Origin of the sequence: Sphingosinicella humi (assembly GCF_003129465.1) — a bacterium.
Lineage (GTDB): Bacteria > Pseudomonadota > Alphaproteobacteria > Sphingomonadales > Sphingomonadaceae > Allosphingosinicella > Allosphingosinicella humi.
This window is the reverse complement of record NZ_QFFF01000001.1, coordinates 58062-73624: the sequence shown is the minus strand read 5'-3', so window position 1 is coordinate 73624 and position 15563 is coordinate 58062. Positions and strand designations below refer to the sequence as shown.

General features: G+C 65.7%; 5 protein-coding genes. 1 reads left to right on the top strand and 4 read right to left on the bottom strand.

All coding sequences use genetic code 11. From position 1 onward, the window contains the following. Nucleotides 1–50: 50 nt before the first annotated feature. Together bla and DF286_RS00380 are read right to left on the bottom strand one after the other, a co-directional pair. Nucleotides 51–1274 carry a class A beta-lactamase gene (gene bla / locus DF286_RS00385; RefSeq protein ID WP_207789982.1) on the bottom strand — a complete coding sequence of 408 codons (1224 nt, stop codon included), beginning with the start codon at nt 1272–1274 and terminating at the stop codon, nt 51–53. A 166-nt stretch (nt 1275–1440) separates the two neighbouring features. Continuing rightward, a complete protein-coding gene (locus tag DF286_RS00380) occupies nt 1441–3885 on the bottom strand; it encodes a zinc-dependent metalloprotease (protein WP_109269633.1) in 2445 nt (814 codons plus the stop codon). Between the two features lie 174 nt (nt 3886–4059). Between DF286_RS00380 and DF286_RS00375 the strand changes: the two genes are divergently transcribed. Then, entirely contained in the window at nt 4060–6216 is a 2157-nt protein-coding gene (locus tag DF286_RS00375) for a TonB-dependent receptor (protein ID WP_243444668.1), read from the top strand. Between the two features lie 733 nt (nt 6217–6949). Here the strand turns inward: DF286_RS00375 and rpoC are convergent. Both rpoC and rpoB read right to left on the bottom strand, forming a co-directional pair. Next, complete coding sequence (gene rpoC / locus DF286_RS00370; protein ID WP_109269632.1) at nt 6950–11221, bottom strand: DNA-directed RNA polymerase subunit beta'; 4272 nt, start codon at nt 11219–11221, stop codon at nt 6950–6952. Nucleotides 11222–11294: 73 nt separating this feature from the next. After that, entirely contained in the window at nt 11295–15458 is a 4164-nt protein-coding gene (rpoB, locus tag DF286_RS00365) for a DNA-directed RNA polymerase subunit beta (protein WP_109269631.1), read from the bottom strand. Nucleotides 15459–15563 lie beyond the last annotated feature (105 nt).

The following is a 15563-nucleotide window of genomic DNA, read 5'->3' as shown; positions in this document are numbered from 1 at the left end:
TAGTCGGCGCGGGTTCAAACGCCAGCGCCGGGATGACGGGGAGTAACTCGCTACCCGCCCACGCGGTAGATCTTGCCGTCCTCGCGGTCGTCGATGGCGATGGTGTAGCCCTGCAGGTTCTCGTGATAGTCGATGATCGCCCGGACCGTGTCCTGCATGGTGCGCATGCGCTGGATATTGGGAGCGGAGGTGCGGCGGATCAGCACCGCCACGGCATAGCTGTGGCCGCTCGGCGAGGTGACGATGCCGATGTCGTTATAGCCCGCCTGCTCGCCCTTGAAGACCTGGCCGGTGCCGGTCTTGTGGGCAAGGCGCCAGCCGCCGCTGAGGCCGCCCTTGAGCCGGGTCGGGCCCGTCCGCGTATTGGACATGATCTCGAGCAGCAGCGCCGTCGAGGAAGGCGAGAGCAACTCGCCCTTCTTCAGCCGGGCGAGCGCATCGACGATGCCGAGCGGAGTCGCGCCGTCCATCGGATTGGCGATATAGCTTTCGAACGCCTGGCGGCGGACGGCGTCGGGAACCGCGTTGCGAGCGGCATAGAAGTTGTTGCCGATCGAATAGGAGGATTTCCACTCCAGTCCGGCGATCTTGCTCTGGAGGGCCCTTTCGCCCGGGCCGAACCGGATGCCCTCGATATTCATGCGATCGAGATAGGCGCGCACCGCCTCCGGCCCGCCCGCTCGCCACAGCAGGAAGTCGTTGGCGGTGTTGTCGCTCTGCTGGATGGCGCGGTGGAGCAAATCGTTCGGCGTCGTCGTGTAGCCGCCGCTCAGCACCATCGCCCGGATCGGCTGGTGGAAGAGCGTGAGATCGTCGCGACCCAGGGTCACCGGCGTCGCCAGGCTGAGATTGCCCTTGTCGACTTCGGCCAGGGCGGTGAGCGCGACCCAGAACTTGCTCACGCTCTGCTGCGGATACCAGGTGGTGCCGTCATAATGGCTGGTCCAGCCGGTCTGGATGTCCTTGACCGCAATGCCGATGTCGCCGTTGAAGGCGCGGCCGAGCTCATTGATGCGGGCATCGAGGATGCGCTGCGCCGTCAACACCGTCGCCGGAACGACCGGCGCGGGGGACGGTGCGGGCTGCGGAAGCGCCGTTTGGGTCTGCGTGGAGGCGACGGCGGGCCGAGCCTTGGGCGTCGCGGCGACTTCCGCGGATCGGGCCTGCGGGATGCAGGCCGCGAGCAGGGCGGAAACCGAGAGGGCGGCAATGAAGGCGGTCGTGGTGCTGCTGTGCAGTTTCCGACGCGCTATGATCTGCCGTCCCAATGTCATCCGATCCCCTCTCTCGGCGCAAGGAACGCCTTATGTTTGAAGGGGTTCATCATAAACGAACGGTCATTGCTGTCAGCTGAATTGCGGACAATGGAGACGAACCGTTCGCCTGACACGGCGAGACGAATCGGGGGGTGGAACCAATCGCAGCGTCGCTGCCACCCGCTCAGCCGATCGGCATGCCGGGCGGTATCTTGGGCTTGCGCTTCTCGTCGGCGAGGACCTTGTCCAGCGCCTCGCGGTCGCGCAGCAGCCTTGCCAGGCCGCGGCCCCATTGGCGGGTGTCCTCGCTTCCCGCCTTCCCTTCGGCGAGCCGTGCCGCCAGCCGGTGCAGCCGGTCGTCGAGCTTCAGGGCCAAAGTCGGCGATAGGTTGGGTTCGCGCCGCAGACGGGCGAGCTCGAATATCGTCGTCGTGGCGACGCGCCGCTGGACGGCCTCCGCCATGGCGTCTCGGCCGCCCGTGGGGAGAACCGTCGCGAGCAGGCGATCGAACAGCTCGTCGGGTCCCGGCATGCCTTCGTCGAGCCTGTGCTGCTGCGCCAGCCTGTTGAGGCGTTCGGGCTCCAGCAGCGTGTCGAGCGTGACGGCGGCGGCGGTTTCGGCGGCGACCATGGCGTCGAACACCGGCCCCCCGGCCGTGTCGAATATCTCGATGTCGTTCTGGCGGTCGTTGTTCCCCGACCAGCCGGACGAAAGCAGCGGGATCAGCCCAGAGGGGACGGTCAGCGCTTCCGGCGAGAGCGTCGCGAGCAGCGCATCCAGCGCGGCCCGCTGCGCATCGGCCGGGACGGGCGAGGAGGTTTCGAGGCCATCGCCCCGCCGCGAATAGGAGAAGTCGACGCCGCCGACGAGCTTGGCCGCCGCCTCCACCTGGTAGCGGTGGAGCAGCCAGATCGGCACGAACTTGCGCCTGAGATTGGCGACCGGCTCGCCGGCGGAAAGCGCGGCGAGCCCGAAATTGTCGACCGCTGCGCGGCGGACGGCGATCATCCGCTCCAATTCGGCGGCCGGATCGGCGAAATCGTCCCAGAGGCTGCCCGTCGGCTGGGCGGCGTCGAGCGGACGCGCGTCGTCATCGGCGACGAAGCGCAAGCCCTCGGCCACCGCCGCTGAGGCCTTCGCGTCGGCTTCCGCCTGGCTGTCGCTGCCGTAGAGCCAGTCGACGGCGAAGACGTCCCACCGGCCGAGCCCAGCGCCATAGGCATCGGCGAGGCTCGGCCGCCCGTCGGCCAGGGTCACGCGCGGCGCGGGATAGTCCATGACCGAATAGCGGCCCTGCGTGCTGCCCGCGAAATTGTGGGCGAGGCCGAGGGCGTGGCCGACCTCGTGCGCCGAGAGCTGGCGGATGCGGGCGAGGGCGGCGTTGATCGGATCGTCGGGACCGCCGTCACCCACCTTGTCGGCGCCGACCAGACCTTCGAAGATCAGCATGTCCTGACGGACGCGGAGCGAGCCCAGCAGGACATTGCCCTTCAGTATCTCGCCGGTGCGAGGATCCTCGATCGCCTGGCCGTAGGACCAGCCGCGGGTGGCGCGGTTGACCCAGTTGACGACATTGTAGCGCGCGTCGAGCGGGTCGACGCCTTCGGGCAGTATCTCGACCCGGTAGGCCTCGATGAAGCCCGCCTCCTCGAACGCCTGCTTCCACCAGCTCGCCCCTTCCAGCAGGGCGGTGCGGATCGGCTCCGGCGCGGACCGGTCGATGTAGAAGACGATCGGCTTCTTGACCCGCGAGCGCGGCGCGTCCGGATCGATCTTCTCGAGGCGGAAGCGGTTGACCAGCTCTCTTACGATCGGCTGGCCCAGTGGCGCCGAATAATCGAGCACCTGCGTTCCGAAGCTGCCGGTGCGCGGGTCGAAGGGGAGGGGCTCGTAACCGGCCTCGGGAAGCTTCACCAGCGAATGGCGGACGATGAAGCTCAGATTGCCGGTGGTCGGCGCGATGTTGCGGATTTCCGCGCCGGGATCGGTCGAGACGAAGGTCTGGCGGGCCTCCATCTCGATATTCTCCGGAAACACCTTCACCGAATGGGGGTCGGCCACCGTGAGCTCGGGGACGAGCTTGAACTCCTTGCCCTTGACCTCCTCGCCGAGGCTGTCGTTCAGCCGCTTGGCGATGCCGATGACGTCGCGGGTGAGGAAGCTGGAGATGTCGACCAGCAGCTGTCCGTCCGCCGTCTCTGCCGCGATATCGCCCATCCAGACTGTCGAATAGGCGAAGCTGTCGCGCGCCGCCGCCTGCTCGGCGTCGGTCCCTGCGGGCGCGCGGAAGCGGGGATTCTCGATCTCCGCCACGATCTTCTTGCCGACCCGGCGGAAGACGAGCAGCTCCGATCCGCCGCTCATCGCCCGATCGAGGCCGACGGGCGCGGAGCCGAGGCCGGTCTTCAGCGCCGTCACATAGAGATAGCGGCCGGAAATGCCCTCCGCGTCGGGCGCGGGCAGCGACAGGAGGATGCGGCCCTCTTTCCTGTCGACATGGACCGGCAGCAGGCCCGTTTCGGCCGTCGTTCCCTTGAGCACCGTCGCCGCCGGCTCGGCCGCCAGCGCCGCGCTCGAGACGCCGCTCAGCAGCAGGATGGACAGGCAGGCGGCACGCGTCGATCTCATGAAAAACTCCCCTCGCTGAAGGGCATGCCTAGGGCACCCCCGCCGCTTTTGTCGAGCGCTTCCGGCGGCGGTGAACCGTGTGCGTCGGGCGACCGGTCGGTCAAGGCGCGGCGATCACGGTATTGATACAATGTATCGTCTCCTTTAACCGGGCTGCGGTTCATGGGAGACATCATGGTTAAGTTCGCGTACCTGCTCGCCACCACTGCGTTCGTGGCCGTCCCCGCCATGGCCCAGCAAGCCGAGCCGCCGGCCGAAACGGTGACGGGCGCCCGCGCCGCGGCACAGACCGATCACGTCCATGACGAGCAGCCGGGAATGATCGTCGTCACCGGGCACAGCATCAAGGATGTCGACCTGCTGGCGGGCAAGTCGGTGCTGTCCGGCGCCGATCTCGTGCGCGACCTGAAGCCTCAGATCGGCGACACGCTGGCCAGCCTGCCGGGCGTGTCGGCCACCTCCTTCAGCCCCGGCGCCTCCCGTCCGGTGCTGCGCGGCTTCTCGGGGGAGCGCGTGCGCGTCCTTACCGACGGCATCGGTTCGATCGACGTCTCCAACACCTCGGCCGATCACGCCGTCACCATCGATCCGCTGACGGCCGAGCGGATCGAGGTCGTCCACGGCCCTGCCGTTCTGCTGTTCGGCGGCCAGGCGATCGGCGGCGCGGTCAACGTCATGGACCGGCGCATTCCCCGCCGCGTGCCGGACGAGCCCGTCCATATCGACGGCATCGCCGCCTATGGCTCCGCCGCGAACGAGCGCAGCCTCGGCGCCGCCCTTGATGTGCCGCTGACCGACAGCCTCGTCGCCCATTTCGACGGAAGCTACCGCAAAACCGACGATCTGGAGGTGGGCGGCTTCGTCCTATCGCCCGCGCTTCGCGCCGAGCAGCTGGAGATCGCGGCCGAGGAAGCGGCGGAAGGCCATGCCGAGGAGGCGGAGGAAGCGCGCGCGCGGGCGAACCTCAAGGGGCGCATCCCCAATTCCGCCACGGAGACCAAGACGGTCGGCGCCGGCCTAGCCCTCATCCGCGACGGCGGCAGCCTCGGCTTCTCGGTCAGCTATTACGACACGGGCTATGGCGTTCCCTCCCGGCCGGGCGCCGGGCATCACCATGAGGAGGAAGGCGGCGAGGAAGGGGAGGGGCACGGGCATGGCGACGTTCCCGTCACCATCGGTCTCGAGCAGCTTCGCGCCGATCTTCGCGGCGAGATCGAGGCGGGCGGCGATTTCATCGACAAGATCCGCTTCCGCCTCGCCGCCGCCGATTACGAGCATACCGAGTTCGAGGGCGGCGAAGTCGGCACGGTCTTCAAGACCAATGGCATGGAAGGCCGCTTCGAGCTGGTCCAGGCCGACCGCGGCGGCTGGCACGGCGTCACCGGGGCGCAATATTATAGCCGCGATTTCGAGGCGATCGGCGCCGAGGCCTTCGTCCCGCCCAACGAGAGCAGCCAGATCGGTCTGTTCACACTCCAGGAGATGCATTTCGGCCCGCTCGGGATCGAAGGCGCCGCTCGCTTCGAGCATAGCGACGTCGACGTCACCACCCTCGGCCTGGAGCGGAGCTTCAACGCCTGGTCCTTCGCCGCCGGCGCAGCCTACGACGTCAACCAGGGCACCAAGATCGGCGTCAACGGCTCCCGCGCCGAACGCGCGCCCTCCGCCGAGGAGCTGTTCTCCAACGGCCCCCATATCGCAACCCAGGCCTTCGAGGTCGGCAATCCCGATCTCGCCAAGGAAAAGAGCTGGGGCGCCGAGGCCTATGTCCGCCACGACGCCGCGAATTATTCGCTGAGCGCCACGTTGTTCGCCAACTGGTTCGACGACTATATCTTCCAGACGGCGACCGGCGAGGAGCAGGACGAGCTTCCCGTCTTCCAATATTTCCAGCGCGACGCCACCTATTACGGCTTCGAGCTCCAGGGCTCGGCCGAGCTGTTCGAGACGGGCGGCTTCAAGGTCGTCGGCGATGTCGTCGCCGACTATGTCCATGCGAGCATCAAGGACGGCGGCCCGGTGCCGCGCATCCCGCCGCTCCGCCTGCTCGGCGGTCTCGAGGCGCAATCGGACCATGTCGACGGCCGGGTCGAGGTCGAATGGTCGGACGCCCAGGAACGGGTTTCCGCCTTCGAGACTCCGACCGACAGCCACACCCTGGTCAACGCGTCCGTCGCCTGGCGCCCCTGGGGCCGCGAGAACCCGACTTCGCTGATCCTGTCGGCCAACAATCTCTTCGACGTCGACGCCCGCCGCCACGCCTCCTTCACCAAGGATTTCGTGCCTCTCGCCGGCCGCGACATAAGGTTGAGCGCCAGGGTGAGTTTCTAGTTTGTAAGTTCGACCTTTTGGCGCAAACACCGCCAAGGCCGAAACGCTTCAATTAACTAGAACGCCCTATCGCGAAATTGGGATTGGCCAGCAACCGAACGATCGTGGTTATGGCGAACCTTGCGTCTTGCTCGAAGAGATTCATTGGATGAATTCCCTCGTCCATTGCGCGTCTTTCTACATGATCCGGATCGTTAATATCTCGGAAGTGCGTGACCGGATTTCGAATTTCGGCAAGTCGCTCTAGATTTCTGGCTTCTTGGGCGGAGATGACTCCGCCCTCGACGCATTTTGCGATGATCTCCCTCAGAGATGGCCGTTTTCGCAGCGGTCCGCTCTCCAAAGGGGCAGTGCCGCGGATCGGTCGAGAACTCTCATCAAGCTTGAGATGCGCACCCAACAGATTTTCGACTAGCGCCTGGCAGAGCACGATCGTCGCAACAAAGTACCCTGCCACAAATGAAGCTCGTGCTTCAGTACAGGCTAGATAACTCGGATGCCCTCCGGGGAGCATTACATCGCTTCCGCCAAGATCTGCATCTAGGGCGATTAGCAGCCTAAGTCGGCTAACCCGCTCAACTAGATCGAAATGTAGGTCGCCGAGTAGGATGCGAGCGACTACGGCTTCCGTTGGGAGTTCATCAAACATGACTCGTTTATATACGTGCCGAAACAAAAAAAAGCCCCGCCGGATCGCTCCGGCGGGGCTTCTTCATTTCAGCGTCTGCCGGGATCAGTCCTGCAGATACTCGCCGGCGTCGGCATCGGTACCGTGGCCGCTCGGGGCGACCTCGGCCAGCGGATCGTCGCCGATCGCGGCTTCGGCGCCTTGGGCCAGCTCCGCCTTATGCTCTTCCTCGGCCGTGTTGGCGAGGATGAGGGCCTCCTGGAGCTTCCGCTGCTGGGCGCGGAGCGCGGCGTCGCGGCTGGAGGCGGCGATGCGCATCCGCTGCATGCCGGCGCCGGTGCCCGCCGGGATCAGGCGGCCGACGATGACATTCTCCTTGAGGCCGTCGAGCGTGTCGATCTTGCCCTGGACCGAAGCCTCGGTCAGCACCCGGGTCGTCTCCTGGAAGGAGGCTGCCGAGATGAAGCTGCGGGTCTGCAGGCTCGCCTTCGTGATGCCCAGGAGCACCGGCTTGCCTTCCGCCTTCTTCTGCTTGCCCGTCAGCTTGGCGTTGATCTCGTTCATCTCCGCCAGGTCGACCTGCTCGCCGACGAGAAGCGTGGTGTCGCCGCTCTCGGTGATCTCGACCTTCTGCAGCATCTGGCGAACGATCACCTCGATGTGCTTGTCGTTGATCTTCACGCCCTGCAGTCGATAGACTTCCTGGATCTCGCTGACGAGATATTCGGCCAGCGCCTCGACGCCGAGCACTTCCAGGATGTCGTGCGGATCGGGGCTGCCGCCGATCAGGTTGTCGCCGCGCTTCACGAAGTCGCCTTCCTGCACGTCGATGACCTTCGACTTCGGCACCAGATATTCGACCAACTCGCCGCCGTCCTCCGGCTGGATGCCGATCTTGCGCTTGGCCTTATAGTCCTTGCCGAAGACGACACGGCCGGAGACCTTGGCGATGATCGCATTCTCCTTGGGCTTGCGCGCCTCGAACAGCTCCGCCACCCGCGGCAGACCGCCGGTAATGTCGCGGGTCTTGGCGGCCTCGCGGGTGACGCGGGCGAGCACTTCACCGGCCTGCACCACCTGACCGTCCTCGACCGAGAGCATCGCGCCCGGCGCCAGCATGTAGCGCGCCGCCTCGCCGCTCTCCTCGTCGAGAAGCGTGATGCGCGGACGCAGATCCTCCTTCGAGCGAGCGGACCCACGGAATTCCGTGACGACGCGCTGGGCGATGCCCGTCGCTTCGTCGACCTGCTCGGTCAAGGTCTTGCTCTCGACCAGGTCCTGGAACTTCACGGTGCCGCCCTTCTCGGTGATGACCGGCATCATGAACGGATCCCACTCGGCGATCCGGTCGCCCTTGGTCACGATGTGGCCGTGGTCGACCATCAGGTGCGCGCCGTAGGGGATGCGGTGCGTCGCACGCTCGCGACCGTCCATGTCGAGGATCGCCAGCTCGCCGTTACGGGCCATGGCGACGCGGCGGCCGCGCGAGTCCATGATCGTCGGCAGGTCGCGAAGCTCGATCGTGCCGTCGACGGCCGCCTCGAGATTCGAGGTCTCGTTGAGCTGCGCGGCGCCGCCGATGTGGAAGGTCCGCATGGTCAGCTGCGTGCCCGGCTCGCCGATCGACTGGGCGGCGATGACGCCGACCGCTTCGCCGATATTGACCGGCGTGCCGCGGGCGAGATCGCGCCCGTAGCATTTGCCGCAGACGCCGCGCTCGCTCTCGCAGACGAGCGGCGAGCGGATGCGGACGGCCTGGATGCCCATCTCGTCGATGCGCAGCGCCGCGGCCTCGTCGATGAGCTCGCCTTCCTTGGCCAGCACGTCGCCGGTCTTGTCGTCGACGATGTCCTCGGCCGGGGTGCGGCCCAGGATGCGCTCGCCGAGCGAAGCGATGATCGCGCCGCCCTGGACGATCGCGCGCATGTCGAGCGCGTTTTCGGTCTTGCAGTCCTCCTCGACGATCACGCAGTCCTGCGACACGTCGACGAGACGGCGGGTGAGGTAACCCGAGTTCGCCGTCTTGAGCGCCGTGTCGGCCAGACCCTTGCGGGCGCCGTGGGTGGAGTTGAAATATTCAAGGACGGTCAGGCCTTCCTTGAAGTTCGAGATGATCGGCGTTTCGATGATCTCGCCCGACGGCTTGGCCATGAGGCCGCGCATGCCGGCGAGCTGCTTCATCTGCGCCTGCGAACCACGGGCACCCGAATGCGCCATCATGTAGATGGAGTTGATCGGGGCCATGCGGCCGCTCTCGTCCTTGGGCTGGGCCTTGATCTTTTCCATCATGGCGTTCGCCACCTGGTCGCCGCAGCGGCTCCAGGCATCGATCACCTTGTTGTACTTTTCCTGCTGGGTGATGAGGCCGTCCTGATACTGCTGCTCGTAATCCTTCACGAGCGAGCGCGTCTCCTCGACCAGCCCTTCCTTCTCGGCCGGAATGATCATGTCGTCCTTGCCGAACGAGATGCCGGCCTGGAAGGCGTGGCGGAAGCCGAGGCCCATGATGGAGTCGGCGAAGATCACCGTCTCCTTCTGGCCGGTGTGGCGGTAGACGGTGTCGATGACGTCGCCGATCTCCTTCTTGGTGAGGAGGCGGTTGACGGTCTCGAACGGCACCTTGTGGCTCTTCGGGAGCGTCTCGCCGAGCAGCATGCGGCCCGGGGTCGTCTCGAAGCGCTTCATGTAGGTGTTGCCCTGCTCGTCCGTCTGCGGGACGCGGCTGACGATCTTCGTGTGCAGGGTCACCGACTTGGCGTGGAGCGCCTGGTGGACCTCGGCCATGTCGGCCAGCACCGAGCCTTCGCCCGGCTCGCCCTCACGCTCCATCGACAGATAATAGAGGCCCAGCACCATGTCCTGCGAGGGCACGATGATCGGCTTGCCGTTGGCGGGCGAGAGGATGTTGTTGGTCGACATCATCAGGACGCGCGCTTCGAGCTGAGCCTCGAGGCTCAGCGGCACGTGCACGGCCATCTGGTCGCCGTCGAAGTCGGCGTTGAACGCGGCGCAGACCAGCGGGTGCAGCTGGATCGCCTTGCCCTCGATCAGCACCGGCTCGAACGCCTGGATGCCGAGGCGGTGGAGCGTCGGCGCGCGGTTCAGCAGCACCGGATGCTCGCGGATCACCTCGTCGAGGATGTCCCAGACTTCCTTGCGCTCCTTCTCGACCCACTTCTTCGCCTGCTTCAGGGTCATGGAGAGGCCCTTGGCGTCGAGGCGCGAGTAGATGAACGGCTTGAACAGCTCCAAGGCCATCTTCTTCGGCAGGCCGCACTGGTGGAGCTTCAGCTCCGGACCGGTGACGATGACCGAACGGCCCGAATAGTCGACGCGCTTGCCCAGCAGGTTCTGGCGGAAGCGGCCCTGCTTGCCCTTGAGCATGTCGCTGAGCGACTTCAGCGGACGCTTGTTGGCGCCGGTTATGGTGCGGCCGCGGCGGCCGTTGTCGAACAGCGCGTCGACCGACTCCTGCAGCATGCGCTTTTCGTTGCGGACGATGATGTCCGGTGCGCGCAGCTCCATCAGGCGCTTCAGGCGGTTGTTGCGGTTGATGACGCGGCGATAGAGGTCGTTCAGGTCCGACGTCGCGAAGCGGCCGCCGTCGAGCGGGACCAGCGGGCGCAGCTCGGGCGGGATCACCGGAATGACTTCGAGGATCATCCACTCCGGACGGTTGCCGGATTCAAGGAAGCTCTCGACGACCTTGAGGCGCTTGATGATCTTCTTGGGCTTCAGCTCCGACTTGGTCTCGGCCAGCTCCTTCAGCAGCTCTTCCTTCTCGCCCTCGAGGTCGAGATTCTCGAGCATGACGCGGACCGCCTCGGCGCCGATGCCGGCGGAGAAGGCGTCCTCGCCATATTCGTCCTGCGCTTCCAGCAGCTCGTCCTCGGTGAGGAGCTGGAACTTCTCCAGCGGCGTCAGGCCCGGCTCGATGACGATATAGGCTTCGAAATAGAGGACGCGCTCGAGCTGCTTCAGCTGCATGTCGAGCAGCAGGCCGATGCGGCTCGGCAGCGACTTCAGGAACCAGATGTGCGCGACCGGGGCGGCGAGCTCGATATGGCCCATCCGCTCGCGGCGGACCTTCGAGACGGTGACCTCGACGCCGCACTTCTCGCAGACGATGCCCTTGTATTTCATGCGCTTGTACTTGCCGCACAGGCACTCATAGTCCTTGATCGGACCAAAGATGCGCGCGCAGAACAGGCCGTCACGCTCGGGCTTGAACGTGCGGTAGTTGATGGTCTCGGGCTTCTTGATCTCGCCGAACGACCACGAGCGGATGCGCTCCGGCGAGGCGATGCCGATCTGGATCTGGTCGAACGTCTCCGGCTTGGAGGCCATCGGATTGGCGAAGTTGGTCAGTTCATTCATCACATTTTCCCTTCAGGGAGAAATCTCAAAATCGGGCGGAAGGTGAGGGGGCGCTTCCCAGCGCCCCGCTCGCTCACTCCGCCGCCAGCGCCGGCGGCTCGCTCTCGTCCTCGTCGGAAATGCTGTTGAGCTCGACGTTGAGGCCGAGCGACCGCATTTCCTTGACGAGCACGTTGAAGCTCTCCGGAATGCCGGCCTCGAACGTGTCGTCGCCCTTGACGATCGCCTCGTAGACCTTGGTGCGGCCGATCACGTCGTCCGACTTCACCGTCAGCATCTCCTGCAGGGTGTAGGCGGCGCCGTAGGCCTGGAGCGCCCAGACCTCCATCTCGCCGAAGCGCTGGCCGCCGAACTGCGCCTTGCCGCCCAGCGGCTGCTGGGTGACGAGGCTGTACGGCCCGATCGAACGCGCGTGGATCTTGTCGTCCACGAGGTGGTGCAGCTTCAGCATGTAGATGTAGCCCACCGTCACCTTGCGATCGAACGGCTCGCCGGTGCGGCCGTCGAAGAGGGTCACCTGGCCGCTCTCGTCGAGGCCGGCCTTGGCCAGCATCGCCGAAACGTCCGCCTCGCGGGCGCCGTCGAACACCGGAGTGCCCATCGGCACGCCGCCCACCAGGTTGGACGCCAGTTCCATCACCTGCTCGTCGTCGCGGCCATCGATGTCGGCTTCGTAATGCTCGCCATAGATGTCCTTGAGCTTCCCGCGGATGGCCTTGACGTCGCCGGAGGCGAGGTCCTTGCCCTTCTGGTGGATGCCCTCCAGCATCTCGCCGATCTGCTTGCCGAGGCCGCGCGCGGCCCAGCCGAGATGGGTCTCGAAGATCTGGCCGACGTTCATGCGCGACGGCACGCCCAGCGGATTGAGGACGATATCGGCATGCGTCCCGTCCTCGAGGAACGGCATGTCCTCGATCGGCAGGATGCGGCTGATGACGCCCTTGTTGCCGTGGCGGCCGGCCATCTTGTCGCCCGGCTGCAGCTTGCGCTTCACCGCGACGAACACCTTGACCATCTTCAGGACGCCCGGCGGCAGCTCGTCGCCCCGCTCCAGCTTCTCGATGCGGTCCTCCAGGCGCGCGCGGATGGCGCCCTCGGCCTCGTCATACTGGGCCTTCACGGCTTCGAGGTCGGCCTGGACATTGTCGTCCTTGACCGCGAACTTCCACCATTCATGCTTCTCGACGCTGTCGAGCAGCGGCTGGTCGATCTCGCTGCCCTTCTTGACGCCCTTGGGCGCGGCGGTCGCCGTCTGGCCGAGCAGCATCTCCTGCAGGCGCGAGTAGGTGGCGCGCTTCAGGATGGTGCGCTCGTCTTCGGCGTCCTTCCTCAGGCGATCCTTCTCCTCGGTCTGGATGGCGCGGGTGCGGTCGTCGATGTCGATGCCGTGGCGGTTGAACACCCGGACCTCGACCACCGTGCCGGCCACGCCCGGCGGCAGGCGGAGCGATGTGTCGCGCACGTCGGACGCCTTCTCGCCGAAGATGGCGCGGAGCAGCTTTTCCTCCGGCGTCATCGGGCTTTCGCCCTTCGGCGTGATCTTGCCGCACAGGATGTCGCCCGGCTCCACTTCGGCGCCGATATAGACGATGCCGGCCTCGTCGAGGTTGCGGAGCGCTTCCTCGCCGACGTTCGGGATGTCGCGGGTGATGTCCTCCGGCCCGAGCTTGGTGTCGCGGGCCATGACCTCGAACTCCTCGATGTGGATCGAGGTGAAGACGTCGTCCTTCACGATCCGCTCGGAGATGAGGATGGAGTCCTCATAGTTATAGCCGTTCCAGGGCATGAACGCGACGAGCACGTTCCGGCCCAGCGCCAGCTCGCCCATTTCGGTCGAGGGGCCGTCGGCGATGACGTCGCCTTCGCTCACCACGTCGCCCACCTTCACCAGCGGGCGCTGGTTGATGCAGGTGTTCTGGTTGGAGCGCTGGAACTTCATCAGCGTGTAGATGTCGACGCCGGATTCGCCGGGCTTCACCTCGCCGGTGGCGCGGACGACGATACGAGTCGCGTCGACCTGGTCGACGATGCCCGAGCGACGGGCGGCGATGGCGGCGCCGGAATCGCGCGCGACCGTCTCCTCCATGCCGGTGCCGACGAACGGCGCCTCGGCGCGCACCAGCGGCACGGCCTGACGCTGCATGTTCGAGCCCATGAGGGCGCGGTTGGCGTCGTCATTCTCCAGGAACGGGATGAGCGACGCGGCGACCGAAACGAGCTGCTTCGGCGACACGTCCATTAGGGTGATCAACTCGCGCTGAGCCATCAGGAACTCGCCTGCCTGGCGGCTGGAGACGATTTCCTCGGCGAAGGTGCCATCCTCGTTGAGCTCCGCGTTCGCCTGGGCGATAGTGTGCTTCGCTTCTTCCATGGCCGAGAGATAGATGACCTCGTCGGTCACCTTGCCGTCGACCACCTTGCGGTACGGCGTCTCGATGAAGCCGTATTTGTTCACGCGGCTGAACGAGGCCAGCGAGTTGATGAGGCCGATATTCGGGCCTTCGGGCGTTTCGATCGGGCAGATGCGGCCATAGTGGGTCGGGTGGACGTCGCGCACCTCGAAGCCCGCGCGCTCGCGGGTGAGGCCGCCCGGCCCGAGCGCCGAGACGCGACGCTTGTGCGTCACTTCGGAGAGCGGGTTGGTCTGGTCCATGAACTGCGAGAGCTGCGAGGAGCCGAAGAACTCGCGCACGGCGGCCACGGCCGGCTTGGCGTTGATGAGGTCGTTCGGCATCACGGTCGACACGTCGACCGAGCTCATGCGCTCCTTCACGGCGCGCTCCATGCGGAGCAGGCCGACGCGATACTGGTTCTCGAGCAGCTCGCCGACCGAGCGGACGCGGCGGTTTCCGAGATTGTCGATGTCGTCGATCTCGCCCTTGCCGTCCTTGAGGTCGACGAGGGTCTTCACGACGGCGATGATGTCTTCCTTGCGGAGCGTCGTCACCGTGTCCTCGACGTCGAGGTCGAGGCGCATGTTGAGCTTGACGCGGCCGACGGCCGAAAGATCGTAGCGCTCCGGATCGAAGAACAGGCCGGCGAACAGCGCATCGGCGGTCTCGCGGGTCGGCGGCTCGCCGGGGCGCATAACGCGATAGATGTCGGAGAGGGCCTGATCGCGGTCCTCGGCCTTGTCGGCCTTCAACGTGTTGCGGATCCAGGCGCCGGTGTTGACGTGATCGATGTCGAGCAGCTCGAGGCGGTCGATGCCGGCCTTGTCGAGCTTCTCGAGGTTCTCGGGGCTCACCTCGTCGCCGGCCTCGATATAGATCTCGCCGGTCTTCTCGTTGATGAGGTCGTAGGCGCTGTAGCGGCCGAAAATCTCCTCGGTCGGGATGAGGAGGTTCTCGAGGCCGTCCTTGGCCGCCTTATTGGCCGCGCGCGGGGTGATCTTCTGGCCGGCGGGGAACACGACCTCGCCGGACTTGGCGTCGGCGATGTCGAACGTCGGCTTCTGGCCGCGCCAGGTCTCGGCGACGAACGGGATCTGCCAGCCGTCCTTGCCGCGCGTCCAGGTCACGGTGTTGTAGAAGGTGGTGAGGATCTCCTCGCTCGTCATGTCGAGCGCGTGGAGGAGCGCCGTCACCGGCAGCTTGCGCTTGCGGTCGATGCGGACGTTGACGATGTCCTTGGCGTCGAACTCGAAGTCGAGCCAGGAACCGCGATACGGGATCACCCGCGCGGCGAAGAGATATTTGCCCGAGGCGTGGGTCTTGCCGCGGTCATGGTCGAACAGCACACCCGGCGAACGGTGCATCTGGCTGACGATGACGCGCTCCGTGCCGTTGACGATGAACGTGCCGTTCTTCGTCATCAGCGGCATGTCGCCCATGTAGACGTCCTGCTCCTTGATATCGAGCACGGAGCGGGTCTCGGTGTCGGGATCGACCTCGAACACGATGAGACGCAGGGTGACGCGCATCGGCGCGGCGTAGGTCATGCCCCGCTGGCGGCACTCGTCGGTGTCGTATTTCGGCTCTTCCAGCTCGTAATGGACGAAATCCAGCTCGGCGGTGCCGGCGAAATCGCGGATCGGAAAGACCGAACGAAGCGTCTTTTCGAGGCCCGACACATAGCCGTCCTGCGGCCGCGAGCGAAGGAACTGCTCATAGCTCTCGCGCTGAACCTCGATGAGGTTCGGCATTTCGCTGACTTCGTGGATGTTGCCGAAAATCTTGCGGATACGCTTGGACGCGGTGGAACGAAGTTCCGTCGCCGGAGCTGCCTTGGTCGCCATGTATAAATTCGCCTCGTCTGCCTGTCCCGCGGAGAAAAATCTCCGCCAGGGCCCTGATTCAGGTGCGCCACAAACGCAAAAAGCCGCGAGTCTCGAGCTTGGAGA